At 55.7% G+C, this 13,224-nt stretch carries 14 protein-coding genes; 13 read left to right on the top strand and 1 reads right to left on the bottom strand.

Features of this window, described 5'->3' with window-relative positions:
* Positions 1 to 20 precede the first annotated feature (20 nt).
* The 11 genes from P9292_RS36805 (at position 21) to P9292_RS36755 (ending at position 10,626) form a co-directional block, all read left to right on the top strand.
* Entirely contained in the window at positions 21 to 1,271 is a 1,251-nt protein-coding gene (locus P9292_RS36805) for an acetamidase/formamidase family protein (RefSeq protein WP_309964440.1), read from the top strand.
* A 152-nt stretch (positions 1,272 to 1,423) separates the two neighbouring features.
* Entirely contained in the window at positions 1,424 to 2,455 is a 1,032-nt protein-coding gene (locus tag P9292_RS36800; protein ID WP_309964438.1) for an alpha/beta hydrolase, read from the top strand.
* A gap of 439 nt (positions 2,456 to 2,894) precedes the next feature.
* Complete coding sequence (locus tag P9292_RS36795) at positions 2,895 to 3,461, top strand: hypothetical protein (RefSeq protein WP_309964436.1); 567 nt, start codon at positions 2,895 to 2,897, stop codon at positions 3,459 to 3,461.
* 91 nt (positions 3,462 to 3,552) lie between these two features.
* Positions 3,553 to 4,389, top strand: coding sequence for a DUF3304 domain-containing protein (locus tag P9292_RS36790; RefSeq protein ID WP_309964434.1), 837 nt, complete (start codon positions 3,553 to 3,555; stop codon positions 4,387 to 4,389).
* A 109-nt stretch (positions 4,390 to 4,498) separates the two neighbouring features.
* Positions 4,499 to 5,320: a DUF3304 domain-containing protein gene (locus tag P9292_RS36785; RefSeq protein ID WP_309964431.1), complete on the top strand. Its 822-nt coding sequence runs from the start codon at positions 4,499 to 4,501 to the stop codon at positions 5,318 to 5,320.
* A 109-nt stretch (positions 5,321 to 5,429) separates the two neighbouring features.
* Positions 5,430 to 6,236 carry a DUF3304 domain-containing protein gene (locus P9292_RS36780; protein WP_309964429.1) on the top strand — a complete coding sequence of 269 codons (807 nt, stop codon included), beginning with the start codon at positions 5,430 to 5,432 and terminating at the stop codon, positions 6,234 to 6,236.
* Positions 6,229 to 8,151, top strand: a complete 1,923-nt coding sequence (locus P9292_RS36775; RefSeq protein ID WP_309964427.1) for a hypothetical protein — start codon at positions 6,229 to 6,231, stop codon at positions 8,149 to 8,151. The genes P9292_RS36780 and P9292_RS36775 overlap by 8 nt, the downstream gene beginning before the upstream one ends.
* Positions 8,063 to 8,506: a hypothetical protein gene (locus tag P9292_RS36770; protein ID WP_309964425.1), complete on the top strand. Its 444-nt coding sequence runs from the start codon at positions 8,063 to 8,065 to the stop codon at positions 8,504 to 8,506. The genes P9292_RS36775 and P9292_RS36770 overlap by 89 nt, the downstream gene beginning before the upstream one ends.
* A gap of 44 nt (positions 8,507 to 8,550) precedes the next feature.
* Complete coding sequence (locus P9292_RS36765; RefSeq protein WP_309964423.1) at positions 8,551 to 8,781, top strand: hypothetical protein; 231 nt, start codon at positions 8,551 to 8,553, stop codon at positions 8,779 to 8,781.
* A 108-nt stretch (positions 8,782 to 8,889) separates the two neighbouring features.
* Positions 8,890 to 9,711 (top strand): DUF3304 domain-containing protein, encoded by an 822-nt coding sequence (locus P9292_RS36760; RefSeq protein ID WP_309964421.1) that lies wholly within the window; start codon positions 8,890 to 8,892, stop codon positions 9,709 to 9,711.
* Positions 9,712 to 9,837: 126 nt separating this feature from the next.
* On the top strand, positions 9,838 to 10,626 hold the full coding sequence (locus P9292_RS36755) for a DUF3304 domain-containing protein (RefSeq protein ID WP_309964419.1): 789 nt from the start codon (positions 9,838 to 9,840) through the stop codon (positions 10,624 to 10,626).
* On the opposite strand, the gene P9292_RS36750 is transcribed toward P9292_RS36755, so the two are convergent.
* The gene (locus P9292_RS36750; RefSeq protein ID WP_309964417.1) at positions 10,592 to 10,987 is read right to left on the bottom strand and encodes a hypothetical protein; all 396 of its coding nucleotides are present in this window, start codon (positions 10,985 to 10,987) and stop codon (positions 10,592 to 10,594) included. The two genes, P9292_RS36755 and P9292_RS36750, sit on opposite strands and share 35 nt — an antisense overlap.
* On the opposite strand from P9292_RS36750, the gene P9292_RS36745 reads away from it, so the two are divergent.
* Both P9292_RS36745 and P9292_RS36740 read left to right on the top strand, forming a co-directional pair.
* Entirely contained in the window at positions 10,973 to 12,898 is a 1,926-nt protein-coding gene (locus tag P9292_RS36745; RefSeq protein WP_309964414.1) for a hypothetical protein, read from the top strand. The genes P9292_RS36750 and P9292_RS36745 overlap by 15 nt on opposite strands.
* Before the next feature lie 67 nt (positions 12,899 to 12,965).
* Positions 12,966 to 13,223: a PAAR domain-containing protein gene (locus P9292_RS36740; RefSeq protein WP_284503508.1), complete on the top strand. Its 258-nt coding sequence runs from the start codon at positions 12,966 to 12,968 to the stop codon at positions 13,221 to 13,223.
* Position 13,224: the final 1 nt, after the last annotated feature.

The raw sequence follows: 13,224 nt of genomic DNA, 5'->3' as shown, positions 1-13,224 counted from the left end.
CTAAAGCCGAGGACGATTCAATGAAGCATTACACGCTGCCCGTTTCATCATCCACCGTGCATTGGGGATACTTCAGCAAACGGGTAGAGCCGCGTCTCACGCTGAAGTCGGGCGACCGCGCCACCATCGAAACGCTGACGCATCATGCCAACGACGACCACGAGCGCATGGTCGCGGGCGACCCCGGCGCGCAGAGCGTGTTCGAATGGACGCGCGAGCACAAGGGCGTATCGCGGCGCGGTGCTGGCCCTACAGAAGGTCCGTTCAAACTGGGCGATGGCGAAGGCGTCGGCGTGCATCTGCTGACCGGGCCTGTCGAGATAGAAGGCGCCGAACCCGGCGATGTACTCGAAGTGCGCATCCTCGATGTACGGCCGCGCCCGAGTTGCAACGCGTGTCATGCGGGCAAATGCTTCGGCTCGAACGTGGCGGCGTCGTGGGGCTTTCAGTATCACGATCTGATCGAGGAGCCGAAGCCGCGCGAAGTCGTGACGATCTTCGAACTTGATACTTCCGGCGAGCCGTATGCGCGCGCCGTCTACAACTATGTGTGGACGCCGCAGACCGACCCGGACGGCATCGTGCATGCGACCATCGATTATCCTGGCGTGCAGGTGGATCATCGGCTGGTGAAGAAGCGCGAGAACATCCTGCCCGACATACGCGTGCCGGCGCGGCTGCATTTCGGCACCATGGGCGTGGCGCCCGCCGAAGCGGACTATGTCAGCTCGATTCCTCCGAGCTATACCGGCGGCAATATCGACGACTGGCGTATCGGCAAGGGTTCGAAGATGTATTACCCGGTGGCCGTTGCGGGCGCGCTGTTTTCAGTCGGCGATCCGCACGCGGCGCAAGGCGACAGCGAACTCGGCGGCACGGCCATTGAAACGTCGCTCACGGGTGACTTCGAATTCATCCTGCACAAGCAGGCGGATCTCGAAGGCACGTTGCTCGAAGGACTGACGCATCCGCTGCTCGAAACGGATCAGCAATGGTCCGTGTATGGCTTTACGTTTCCGAACTATCTCGGCGAACTCGGCGCCAACGCGCAACTCGAAGTCGCGCAACACGCGAGCCTCGACCGTGCCATGCGCGATGCCTTTCGCAAACTGCGGCGCTTCCTGATGACGGTTCATGGACTGAGCGAAGACGAGGCCATCGCACTCATGTCCGTGGCGGCGGATTTCGGCGTGACGCAGGTTGTCGATGCGAACTGGGGCGTGCATGGCTCCATCCGCAAAGAGGTGTTTGCAAACTACAAAAAGCGCTGAGTATTCCGCGCTTTTGAATCGCGATGTGTAGATTGAATGGACGGATACACTGAGATACATCGCTCCTGATCGGCTGGGATATAAAACCGTCGAGGCCACTCTTCAAGTGGACCCACGAAAATTCCCGAACCAATCGATAAGGAGGTCTGGTCATGTCAGAACCCGTCAATCAACGGCGTCGTCTTATGCTTGGGACGACGCTTGCAAGCGTCGCCCTTGCGGACTTTAGCTTCAGCACGTTCGCGAAGGCGCAATCGTCCACTGTTAAAGCGACGAGCGCGGGCGCGTCGTTTGGCCCGATCAGGCAGATCGATGCGGGCAAGCTCAACGTCGGCTATGCGGAACTCGGGCCCGCCAATGGCACGGTCGTGTTTCTGCTGCATGGCTGGCCTTACGACATCCACAGCTATGCCGAGGTTGCGCCTATTCTGGCCGCGGCCGGTTATCGCGTGATCGTGCCGTATCTGCGTGGCTATGGCTCCACGCGCTTCCTTTCCGCCGATACCGTGCGCAACGGTCAACAGGTCGTGACAGCGGTGGATATCGTCGCGCTCATGGATGCGCTCAAGATCGAGCAGGCCATCTTCGGTGGTTACGACTGGGGTGCGCGCACGGCAGATTGCATCGCTGCATTGTGGCCGGAGCGCGTGAAGGCGCTGGTGTCGGTGAGCGGGTATCTCATCGGCAGTCAGGAGGCGAACAAAAAGCCGCTGCCGCCCAAGGCGGAGTTCCAGTGGTGGTATCAGTACTATTTCTCGACGGAGCGTGGCGCGCTGGGTTATGCGGCCAATCGCGATGCCTTCAACAAGCTGATCTGGCAGCTTGCGTCACCGAAGTGGAATTTCGACGATGCCACGTACGAACGCTCGGCCGCATCGTTCCAGAACCCGGACCATGTCGCGGTGGTCATTCATAACTATCGCTGGCGGCTCGGGCTTGTACAGGGAGAAGCGCAATACGACGCGCTCGAACAGCGTCTTGCGGCAGGACCGACCATCTCCGTGCCCACCATCACGCTGGAAGGCGATGCCAACGGCGCGCCGCATCCCGAACCTGCTGCGTATGCGAAGAAGTTCACGGGCAAGTATATGCATCGCACGCTGGGCGGGGGTGTCGGACACAACTTTCCGCAGGAAGCGCCGAGGGAGTTTGCTGATGCGATGTTGCAGGTGACGAAGTTGTGAGGCGAGTGTTGCCTGTTATGGCGCGCGTGCGAGGATCGCGTTAGGAAGTCACGTGACCGCCGTCGGTGGAAGCTTTGACGGCGGCCTTCTTTCGGCGCGTGACTGACTGCAGCCTCGGTAAAGATGTGGCCGATGTATCAGCGAGAAAGCCCTTTGGGTCATCAGAAAACTCCTAAAAATAGAATACTGCATCGATATCCGAATGGCTTGTTAAGTCGATGAATCTGCAGAAATTCTTATAGTCGAGCATCGCATTGCGGAGAGATTGGCTGCGCACGAGCAGCGATTTTTTCGGCAACAATTCCTTACTGGCCTGAATTGAGTTCGACTAGCAATTCGTCGATCTCATGGCAAAGAACTACGCAGTGCGATCAGGATGCCGAAACGCTGGATCGAAATTTCGCGCGCATCAAAAGAGATTCATAGGAGATGTATTTAGATGTCGATGGTATTGCCAAGTCAGGCCTATACGCTACAACTCAAGCCGCAGTCCTTTCCCGTCTCCGTGCTTAGATTTTCCGGCAAAGCGAGCGTCAGTGAACTCTATGAATATCAGATAGATTTCACGAGCCCGGTCGCCGATATTCCAATGGACCAAGTCGTCGGCCGACCAGCGACATTTACCATCGATCCTGTTGATCCCGATCAAGGGTATCTGCAAAGAATGTTCGGTGAGCGCTGGAAGGACTTTAGCAAGATGCCGAAGTCGTACGTCACGCACGGGATGATCTGCCGCTTTGAGCAACTCGGAATGTCCGCCGACGAGAGCGATTTCGCGCTGTACCTGCTTGTCACCGAGCAACTCGAACGAGCCAGCCGCTATCGTCTAAGAGAGAAAGACGACTTCCTGAATTACGTCTCGAAGGGCATCGTGCTTTCGCCTCGTTTCGACGAGCATCCGGTGATTCAGGAGCGTCTGCAACGAGCGCGAAACGCCGAGATATCGCATCGGGAGGCTTTGAGCGGACTTACTCGTGACGTGATTAAACAGGCGGCGGAGAGTTGAGCGGTTACGGGTTTGCCGTATGGATTCCTCGACTAGTGTTCTTGATACGTGCTTGCCATCGCGACGCACACTGAATTGATGAGATAAGCCAATGGGCTACAAACGAATGAACCTATCAAGGTTGTTCTGGCATTTCCTTTTTTCGGCCCTGGCAACCGTCTTTCTTGCGGGCTGCGACTTTTTGTCTTCTGAGCCAGTGTATGGCGGGTTGAGCGCGGAGGGTATGAACTACACGCCGTACAACCTGACGGAGTTTGTGGTCCGTGACAAATATGGGAATCGAGCCAGTGGAGGCGGCGATCTGCCGCCAGGGTCAGGCGAAGGAAGAATAAGCTGCTGCTACAAGCTCAAAGGCACGGAGTTCACGGTCGAGTGGCAAGTCTATGACATGGAAGAATTCGCTAAAGACATCTATGCACCGATAAAAGAGATCAAAAAAGTAACCACGGTTCATCTTGATCCTGTGAAGAGGTCTGACCGAGCCGGCAACGACGTCTTTGCTGTGCACTTCTATCCAGACGACCATGTCGAATTCGAGTTTCGCAATGACTTTAGCGGCTCTCGAATCGAATATGGAAAGGTCGATGAGTGGTTTCAGACGAAATACGGCAAGGCTGCAAACCCAGACGATCTTGACTGGGCTGCCGCCTACCGTCGAACCACACGTGTGGCTGTTCAAGGCTGGCTGAAATACCGCTTCACCGACTCCGTCGATCTTGAGCAGTACGTGTACTACACGTTGCTTGTCAATCCGAAGTTTGACGAACACCCGGCGGTGCAGCGCATCGTCATGGAGTCGAAGGGCAAGCCCGGAGCGTTTGGTCTTGCAATGCAGAAGCTGCCTGCAGATGTTGTGCGCGAGATTAAGAGCAACAAGTTCGATCATGTGGCAAACGGAAGCAAAGTTGGCCAAGCCGATTCAATTTGATCTTGCTAACCGCGTGCGGCGTCGCTGGTTGAACGCGGTTGTTGCAAGCAAAAGTGCTTGCCCTATCTGTCTGGTGGAATGGTGAACTAACGCAATCATGCGCATACGAATGAACCTTTCAAGTTTGATGAAACACATCTTTGTTTTGCTTGTGGCAACCGTCTTTCTTGCGGGCTGCGACTTTTTTTCTTCTGAGCCAGTGTATGGCGGGTTGAGTGCGGAGGGTATGAACTACACGCCGTACAACCTGACGGAGTTTGTGGTCCGTGACAAATATGGGAATCGAGCCAGTGGAGGAGGGGATCTGCCGCCAGGGTCAGGCGAAGGAAGAATAAGCTGCTGCTACAAGCTCAAAGGCACGGAGTTCACGGTCGAGTGGGAAGTCTATGACATGGAAGAATTCTCTAAAGACATCTATGCACCGATAAAAGAGATCAAAAAAGTAACCACGGTTCATCTTGATCCTGAGAAGAGGTCTGACCGAGCTGGCAACGATGTCCTGGCTGTGCACTTCTATCCAGACGATCATGTCGAATTCGAGTTTCGCAATGACTTTAGCGGCTCTCGATTTGACTATGCTGAAGTACATCATTGGTTTAAAACGAAGTACGGCAAGGCTGCAAACCCAGACGATCTTGACTGGGCTGCCGCCTACCGTCGAACCACGCGTGTGGCTGTTCAAGGCTGGCTGAAATACCGCTTCACCGACTCCGTCGATCTTGAGCAGTACGTGTACTACACGTTGCTCGTCAATCCGAAATTTGACGAACACCCGGCGGTGCAGCGCATCGTCATGGAGTCGAAGGGCAAGCCCGGAGCGTTTGGTCTTGCAATGCAGAAGCTGCCTGTAGATGTTGTGCGCGAGATTAAGAGCAACAAATTCGATCATGTGGCAAACGGAAGCAAAGTTGGCCAAGCCGATTCAATTTGATCCTGCTAACCGCGTGCGGCGTCGCTGGTTGAACGCGGTTGTTGCAAGCAAGAGTGCTTGCCCTATCTATCTGGTGGAATGTTGAACTAACGCAATCACGCACCTACGAATGAACCTTTCAAGTTTGATGAAACACATCTTTGTTTTGCTTGTGGCAACCGTCTTTCTTGCGGGCTGCGACTTCTTTTCTTCTGAGCCAGTGTATGGCGGGTTGAGCGCGGAGGGTATGAATTACACGCCGTACAACCTGACGGAGTTTGTGGTCCGTGACAAATATGGGAATCGAGCCAGTGGAGGCGGCGACCTGCCGCCAGGGTCAGGCGAAGGAAGTTTGAGTTGTTGTTACAAGCTAAAGGGAACGGAGTTCACGGTCGAGTGGGAAGTCTATGACATGGAAGAATTCTCTAAAGACATCTATGCGCCCATAAAAAAGATCAAAAAAGTGACCACGGTTCATCTTGATCCTGTGAAGAGGTCTGACCGAGCCGGCAACGACGTCTTGGCTGTGCACTTCTATCCAGACGACCATGTTGAATTCGAGTTTCGCAATGACTTTAGCGGCTCTCGATTTGACTATGGAGAGGTCGATGAGTGGTTTCAGACGAAATACGGCAAGGCTGCAAATCCAGACGATCTTGACTGGGCTGCCGCCTACCGTCGAACCACGCGTGTGGCTGTTCAAGGCTGGATGAAATACCGCTTCACCGACTCCGTCGATCTTGAGCAGTACGTGTACTACACGTTGCTCGTCAATCCGAAATTTGACGAACACCCGGCGGTGCAGCGCATCGTCACGGAGTCGAAGGGCAAGCCCGGAGCGTTTGGTCTTGCCATGCAGAAGCTGCCTGCAGATGTTGTACGCGAGATTAAGAGCAACAAGTTTATCCATGCCGCAGGTGGAAGTAAGAATGGCTAATACGAACGAAATCGATGCTGCAGATCGCACGCCTCTTGAAGTGCTGGACGCGATTGGCGCCAACACGAAGGCTTATCCTTCCGATGACTGCATCCCATGCGGTGCGGTAATTCACATCGGATTCTTTTTTGATGGATTTGGCCGACACCGTGATCATGATGACCCATCGACGTCCCGATATTCCAATATCTGCCGGCTCTGGGAAGCACACCGAGAAAACAAGGATCGACGCCGTGGGAAGACCCCCAATCAGTTTTGGTACCGACTCTACTACTCCGGCCTGGGCACGGACCTCAACAAAGAAGCCAAAGACGGCGAAATCGTATCCGCGCTGACGAGCAAGGTCGTGAGTGCGGCTCAAGGTCAGGTATCGAACGCAAAGAAGATTGGCGAAAAAATCACCGGTGTCGACCGTCTCCAGCTCGATCCGCAGAGCGCCATTACCAACGGATTCAAAAAGGGTTTGGAGGAGCATTCCTATCGCCCTGTCGTGGATGCATACGATGGACTCGTCAAAGAGGCGAAGGCGTTGCGTACCAATGCCGGACGCGTCTTGCGCTTCTTCAGGACCGGCGCCGTGCTCGACCGTGGCCGCGCGGCCGGGCGCATCCTCGCCAAGGACGCGGTAAAAAGTGGCCGTCAAATCCTTTTCGATCTCAGGAAGAATCCGTTGAAGGTTGGCTGGGCAGTGGCGGGCGAGCTGTTCAAATGTTCGTTCGACGTGGTTCCTGTTCTCAGGGACAACTCAGTGGTCGCGCGGCTTTTGGGCACCGGGGTCGAGCCGCGCCTTCAGGCGGCGAAGACCCAGTTTGAGAAAGCGATTGAGGACGCGAGGGCAAGGATGCCCAAGGTCCAGCACGTCAAGGTGTCTGTGTTCGGCGCGGATCGCGGTTGCGTCCTTGCGAGGGCCTTGCTGAATGACCTGAGCGCGACATACAAACATCCGAGCGAAGCCATACTGGAATACAAGATTCCAAAGGACCCGAACGGCGCCACCATTCCTATCGAGATCGTGTTCGTCGGTTTGCTCGACGCGGTGTCGTCGTTGGTCCAGGAGAATGCGCTGATCAGCATGGTGCCCTTGGTCGGGGCAATCAAGCAGAATTACGGCGACCAAATGCTTGGCGTGCCGCAGGCAGTTCAGCGCTGCGTTCACTTTGCCGCCGCGCACGAACTGCGCTTCTATCAACGGCTCGACAGCCTGGAAAATACACGCGGCCTGCAATATCTTTATCCCGGCACCAGCGAAGACATTACTGGCGGCGCACCGCCAGGATCGCTCGGCGCGCGCGCGGAGCTTCAGCGCGTTGTCCTGCGCGACATGCTGAACGAAGCGCTTATAAATGGCGCAGCGATGGACACGATGGAAAATCTCCAGCACTTCAAGGGGGATACATTCCAAAAATTCACCTTGGCAAACCCCATCACTGATGGCCAGAACACGTACAAGATCTGGGAACTGATGAAGGCCTACCGTGAGATGGTGCCCTACGTCGCGCGTCTGAATTTCGTCGATCACATGCAGATCTTTTTACGCTGGATGGCGGTTCGCTATACGTCGTCCGAATTTCGTGCCACCGTCACCAACCAGTTCGACGCGCTGGCTGCAAAGCATGAAGCCATTCTGAAGGAACGCAACGACGCGACTGCTGCCTATCTCGCCTTGCGCAAGCAATTTCCGGTGCCGGATTCGATCACCTTAGGCAAGGCGCAGAACCGCATGGAGGCGGCAAGGAGCGCTGAAATGGAGGCGTTGCGCGACGCCAGCGCCGAGAAAGCGAGACCGTCGGTCGGCGTGTGGGAGTATCCAGGCGGAGTCGACGGACATGATCCAACGCGACACCGCTTTGGCCGGCATGCGCCGCGCGGTGAATCAAGCGCGCGCCGGTGTACAGATCGGCGAACAGCCTTATGACGCGGACCCGGAGTTTGGCGCATCGATCATCGAGGAACACATGGACGCGATGATCAGCGCCGAGCAGCAAAGCCTGGTTCAGGCGTGGAAGATGGGACTGTCAGGCAAGAACCCGCTTCCGCCCAAGGTCATGGCGCTGTTCGATCTTCTCGTGCACGACACCATGCTCACGAGCTGGCAGGACCATGTGCTGTCTTCCTCGCTTTATTTCCGGTTGCGCGGAGTCGATACGTTCGGCTCGACCGACTACGAGGCCGAGGAGAAAGCGCGCAAGCGTACGGAAGAGAACGCAAGCCGCGCGTCGCAGATCAACCGTGGCATGAACCCCGCGCCGCGACCTCCCGCCCGTGTTTGAACGTGGCGGCCATGGCCATGTGTTGCGTAAGCCATGACCACACCGTGCGTACACCATCGTATGGCGGGTCTCTCGCAGACGGACTCAACTACCGCCGTACAACCTTTGACGAACACCCGGCGGTGCAGCGCATCGTCATGGAGTCGAAGGGCAAGCCCGGAGCGTTTGGTCTTGCAATGCAGAAGCTGCCTGTAGATGTTGTGCGCGAGATTAAGAGCAACAAATTCGATCATGTGGCAAACGGAAGCAAAGTTGGCCAAGCCGATTCAATTTGATCTTGCTAACCGCGTGCGGCGTCGCTGGTTGAACGCGGTTGTTGCAAGCAAGAGTATTGCCCTATCTGTCTGGTGGAATGGTGAACTAACGCAATCATGCGCATACGAATGAACATTTCAAGTTTGATGAAACACATCTTTATTTTGCTTGTGGCAACCGTCTTTCTCGCGGGCTGCGACTTTTTTTCTTCTGAGCCAGTGTATGGCGGGTTGAGTGCGGAGGGTATGAACTACACGCCGTACAACCTGACGGAGTTTGTGGTCCGTGACAAATATGGGAATCGAGCCAGTGGAGGTGGGGATCTGCCGCCAGGTTCAGGGGCAGGAAGTTTGAGTTGCTGCTACAAGCTCAAAGGAACGGAGTTCACGGTCGAGTGGCAAGTCTATGATGCGGACGAGGCCGTAAAGGACCTGTACGCACCCATAAAAGAGATCAAAAAAGTAACCACGGTTCATCTTGATCCTGTGAAGAGGTCTGACCGAGCCGGCAACGACGTCTTGGCTGTGCACTTCTATCCAGACGACCATGTTGAATTCGAGTTTCGCAATGACTTTAGCGGCTCTCGATTCGAATATGGAAAGGTCGATGAGTGGTTTCAAACGAAATACGGCAAGGCTGCAAACCCAGACGTTCTTGACTGGGCTGCCGCCTACCGTCGAACCACGCGTGTGGCTGTTCAAGGCTGGATGAAGTACCGCTTCACCGACACTGTCGATCTTGAGCAGTACGTGTACTACACGTTGCTCGTCAATCCGAGGTTTGACGAACACCCGGCGGTGCAGCGCATCGTCATGGAGTCGAAGGGCAAGCCCGGAGCGTTTGGTCTTGCAATGCAGAAGCTGCCCGTAGATGTTGTGCGCGAGATTAAGAGCAACAAATTCGATCATGTGGCAAACGGAAGCAAAGTTGGCCAAGCCGATTCAATTTGATCTTGCTAATCGCGTGCGGCGTCGCTGGTCAAACGCGGTTGTTGCAAGCAAAAGTATTGCCCTATCTATCTGGTGGAATGGTGAACTAACGCAATCATGCGCATACGAACGAATATTTTAAGTTTGATGAAACACATCTTTGTTTTGCTTGTGGCAACCGTCTCTCTCGCTGGCTGCGATTTTTTTTCGTCTGAGCCAGTGTATGGCGGGTTGAGCGCGGAGGGTATGAACTACACGCCGTACAACCTGACGGAGTTTGTGGTCCGTGACAAATATGGGAATCGAGCCAGTGGAGGCGGGGATCTGCCGCCAGGGTCAGGCGAAGGAAGTTTGAGTTGTTGTTACAAGCTAAAGGGAACGGAGTTCACGGTCGAGTGGCAAGTCTATGACGCAGATGAAGCGCGAAAGGACCTTTATGCACCTATAAAGAAGATACATAAGTCAACGACAGTTCAGCTTCCTCCGGTAAAGAGATCGAACAGGGCAGGCGACGATGTCTTGGCTGTGCACTTCTATCCAGACGACCATGTCGAATTCGAGTTTCGCAATGACTTTAGCGGCTCTCGAATCGACTATGGAGAGGTCGATCAGTGGTTTCAGACGAAATATGGCAAGGCCGCAAATCCAGACAATCTGAACTGGGCTGCCGCCTACCGTCGAACCACACGTGTGGCTGTTCAAGGCTGGATGAAATACCGCTTCACCGACTCCGTCGATCTTGAGCAGTACGTGTACTACACGTTGCTCGTCAATCCGAAATTTGACGAACACCCGGCGGTGCAGCGCATCGTCATGGAGTCGAAGGGCAAGCCCGGAGCGTTTGGTCTTGCAATGCAGAAGCTGCCTGCAGATGTTGTACGCGAGATTAAGAGCAACAAGTTTATTCATGCCGCAAGTGGAAGTAAGAATGGCTAATACGAACGAAATCGATGCTGCAGATCGCACGCCTCTTGATGTGCTGGACGCGATTGGCGCCAACACGAAGGCTTATCCTTCCGATGACTGCATCCCATGCGGTGCGGTAATTCACATCGGCTTCTTTTTTGATGGATTTGGCCGACACCGTGATCATGATGACCCATCGACGTCCCGATATTCCAATATCTGCCGGCTCTGGGAAGCACACCGAGAAAACAAGGATCGACGCCGTGGGAAGACCCCCAATCAGTTTTGGTACCGACTCTACTACTCCGGCCTGGGCACGGACCTCAACAAAGAAGCCAAAGACGGCGAAATCGTATCCGCGCTGACGAGCAAGGTCGTGAGTGCGGCTCAAGGTCAGGTATCGAACGCAAAGAAGATTGGCGAAAAAATCACCGGCATCGACCGTCTCCAGCTCGATCCGAAGAGCGCCATTACCGACGGATTCAAAAAAGGTTTGGAGGAGCATTCCTATCGCCCTGTCGTGGATGCATACGATGGACTCGTCAAAGAGGCGAAGGCGTTGCGTACCAATGCCGGACGCGTCTTGCGCTTCTTCAGGACCGGCGCCGTGCTCGACCGTGGCCGCGCGGCCGGGCGCATCCTCGCCAAGGACGCGATGAAAAGCGGCCGTCAGATCCTTTTCGATCTCAGGAAGAATCCGTTGAAGGTTGGCTGGGCAGTGGCGGGCGAGCTGTTCAAATGTTCGTTCGACGTGGTTCCTATTCTCAGGGACAACTCAGTGGTCGCGCGGCTTTTGGGCACCGGGGTCGAGCCGCGCCTTCAGGCGGCCAAGACCCAGTTTGAGAAAGCGATTGAGGACGCGAGGGCAAGGATGCCCAAGGTCCAGCACGTCAAGGTGTCTGTGTTCGGCGCGGATCGCGGTTGCGTCCTTGCGAGGGCCTTGCTGAATGACCTGAGTGCGACATACAAACATCCGAGCGAAGCCATACTGGAATACAAGGTTCCAAAGGACCCGAACGGCGCCACCATTCCTATCGAAATCGTGTTCGTCGGTTTGCTCGACGCGGTGTCGTCGTTGGTCCAGGAGAATGCGCTGATCAGCATGGTGCCTTTGGTCGGGGCAATCAAGCAGAATTACGGCGACCAAATGCTTGGCGTGCCGCAGGCAGTTCAGCGCTGCGTTCACTTTGCCGCCGCGCACGAACTGCGCTTCTATCAACGGCTCGACAGCCTGGAAAATACACGCGGCCTGCAATATCTTTATCCCGGCACGAGCGAAGACATTACTGGCGGCGCACCGCCGGGATCGCTCGGCGCGCGCGCGGAGCTTCAGCGCGTCGTCTTGCGCGACATGCTGAATGAGGCGCTCATACATGGCACAGCGATGGACATGATGGAAAGTCTTGCAGATTTGAAGCCAGATACTTATCAAAAATTCACCTTGGCAAACCCCATCACTGACGGCCAGAACACGTACAAGATCTGGGAATTGATGAAGGCCTACCGTGAGATGGTGCCCTACGTCGCGCGTCTGAATTTTGTCGATCATATGCAGGTCTTTTTACGCTGGATGGCGGTTCGCTATACATCGTCTGAATTTCGTGCCACGGTCACCAACCAGTTCGACGCGCTGGCTGCAAAGCATGAAGCCATTCTGAAAGAGCGCAACGACGCGACTGCTGCTTATCTCGCCTTGCGCAAGCAATTTCCGGTGCCGGATTCGATCACCTTAGGCAAGGCGCAGAACCGCATGGAGGAGGCAAGGAGCGCTGAAATGGAGGCGTTGCGCGACGCCAGCGCCGAGAAAGCGAGACCGTCGGTCGGCGTGTGGGAGCGTATCCAGGCGGAGTCGACGGACATGATCCAACGCGACACCGCTTTGGCCGGCATGCGCCGCGCGGTGAATCAAGCGCGCGCCGGTGTACAGATCGGCGAACAGCCTTATGACGCGGACCCGGAGTTTGGCGCATCGATCATCGAGGAACACATGGACGCGATGATCAGCGCCGAGCAGCAAAGCCTGGTTCAGGCGTGGAAGATGGGACTGTCGGGCAAGAACCCGCTTCCGCCCAAGGTCATGGCGCTGTTCGATCTTCTCGTGCACGACACCATGCTCACGAGCTGGCAGGACCATGTGCTGTCTTCCTCGCTTTATTTCCGGTTGCGGGGAGTCGATGCGTTCGGCTCGACCGACTACGAGGCCGAGGAGAAAGCGCGCAAGCGTACGGAAGAGAACGCAAGCCGCGCGTCGCAGATCAACCGTGGCATGAACCCCGCGCCGCGACCTCCCGCCCGTGTTTGAACGTGGCGGCCATGGCCATGTGTTGCGTAAGCCATGACCGCTTGATTATTTCCTCCTCGGACCAGACATGCCAGGAATTATTCGCATAGGCGACCGCCATACCGGCGACGGCGCCGTCACGCAAGGTTCAGCAACCTGCGTTTTCATGGGACGCGCGGTTGCGCGCCTGCACGATCGTGTCACGTGTCCCCGCCACGGTGACAACCGTATTGCTTCGGCAACCTCAGGGGCTTTCGATAACGGTTTGGAGATCGCGCAACACAACGACCGCTGCGAATGCGGTTGTCGTCTGATCTCGTCACTTCCAAATAGCGGCAAAAGCTAAG

The organism is Caballeronia sp. LZ001 (assembly GCF_031450875.1).
Classification (GTDB): Bacteria; Pseudomonadota; Gammaproteobacteria; order Burkholderiales; family Burkholderiaceae; genus Caballeronia.
This window is presented reverse-complemented; position numbering and strand designations above follow the sequence as displayed.

Bases quoted from the DNA above. Each gene is read 5' to 3' on its own strand.
- P9292_RS36805 (WP_309964440.1), top strand. From the start codon at position 21: ATGAAGCATTACACGCTGCCCGTTTCATCATCCACCGTGCATTGGGGA.
- P9292_RS36800 (WP_309964438.1), top strand. From the start codon at position 1,424: ATGTCAGAACCCGTCAATCAACGGCGTCGTCTTATGCTTGGGACGACG.
- P9292_RS36795 (WP_309964436.1), top strand. From the start codon at position 2,895: ATGTCGATGGTATTGCCAAGTCAGGCCTATACGCTACAACTCAAGCCG.
- P9292_RS36790 (WP_309964434.1), top strand. From the start codon at position 3,553: ATGGGCTACAAACGAATGAACCTATCAAGGTTGTTCTGGCATTTCCTT.
- P9292_RS36785 (WP_309964431.1), top strand. From the start codon at position 4,499: ATGAACCTTTCAAGTTTGATGAAACACATCTTTGTTTTGCTTGTGGCA.
- P9292_RS36780 (WP_309964429.1), top strand. From the start codon at position 5,430: ATGAACCTTTCAAGTTTGATGAAACACATCTTTGTTTTGCTTGTGGCA.
- P9292_RS36775 (WP_309964427.1), top strand. From the start codon at position 6,229: ATGGCTAATACGAACGAAATCGATGCTGCAGATCGCACGCCTCTTGAA.
- P9292_RS36770 (WP_309964425.1), top strand. From the start codon at position 8,063: ATGATCCAACGCGACACCGCTTTGGCCGGCATGCGCCGCGCGGTGAAT.
- P9292_RS36760 (WP_309964421.1), top strand. From the start codon at position 8,890: ATGAACATTTCAAGTTTGATGAAACACATCTTTATTTTGCTTGTGGCA.
- P9292_RS36755 (WP_309964419.1), top strand. From the start codon at position 9,838: ATGAAACACATCTTTGTTTTGCTTGTGGCAACCGTCTCTCTCGCTGGC.
- P9292_RS36740 (WP_284503508.1), top strand. From the start codon at position 12,966: ATGCCAGGAATTATTCGCATAGGCGACCGCCATACCGGCGACGGCGCC.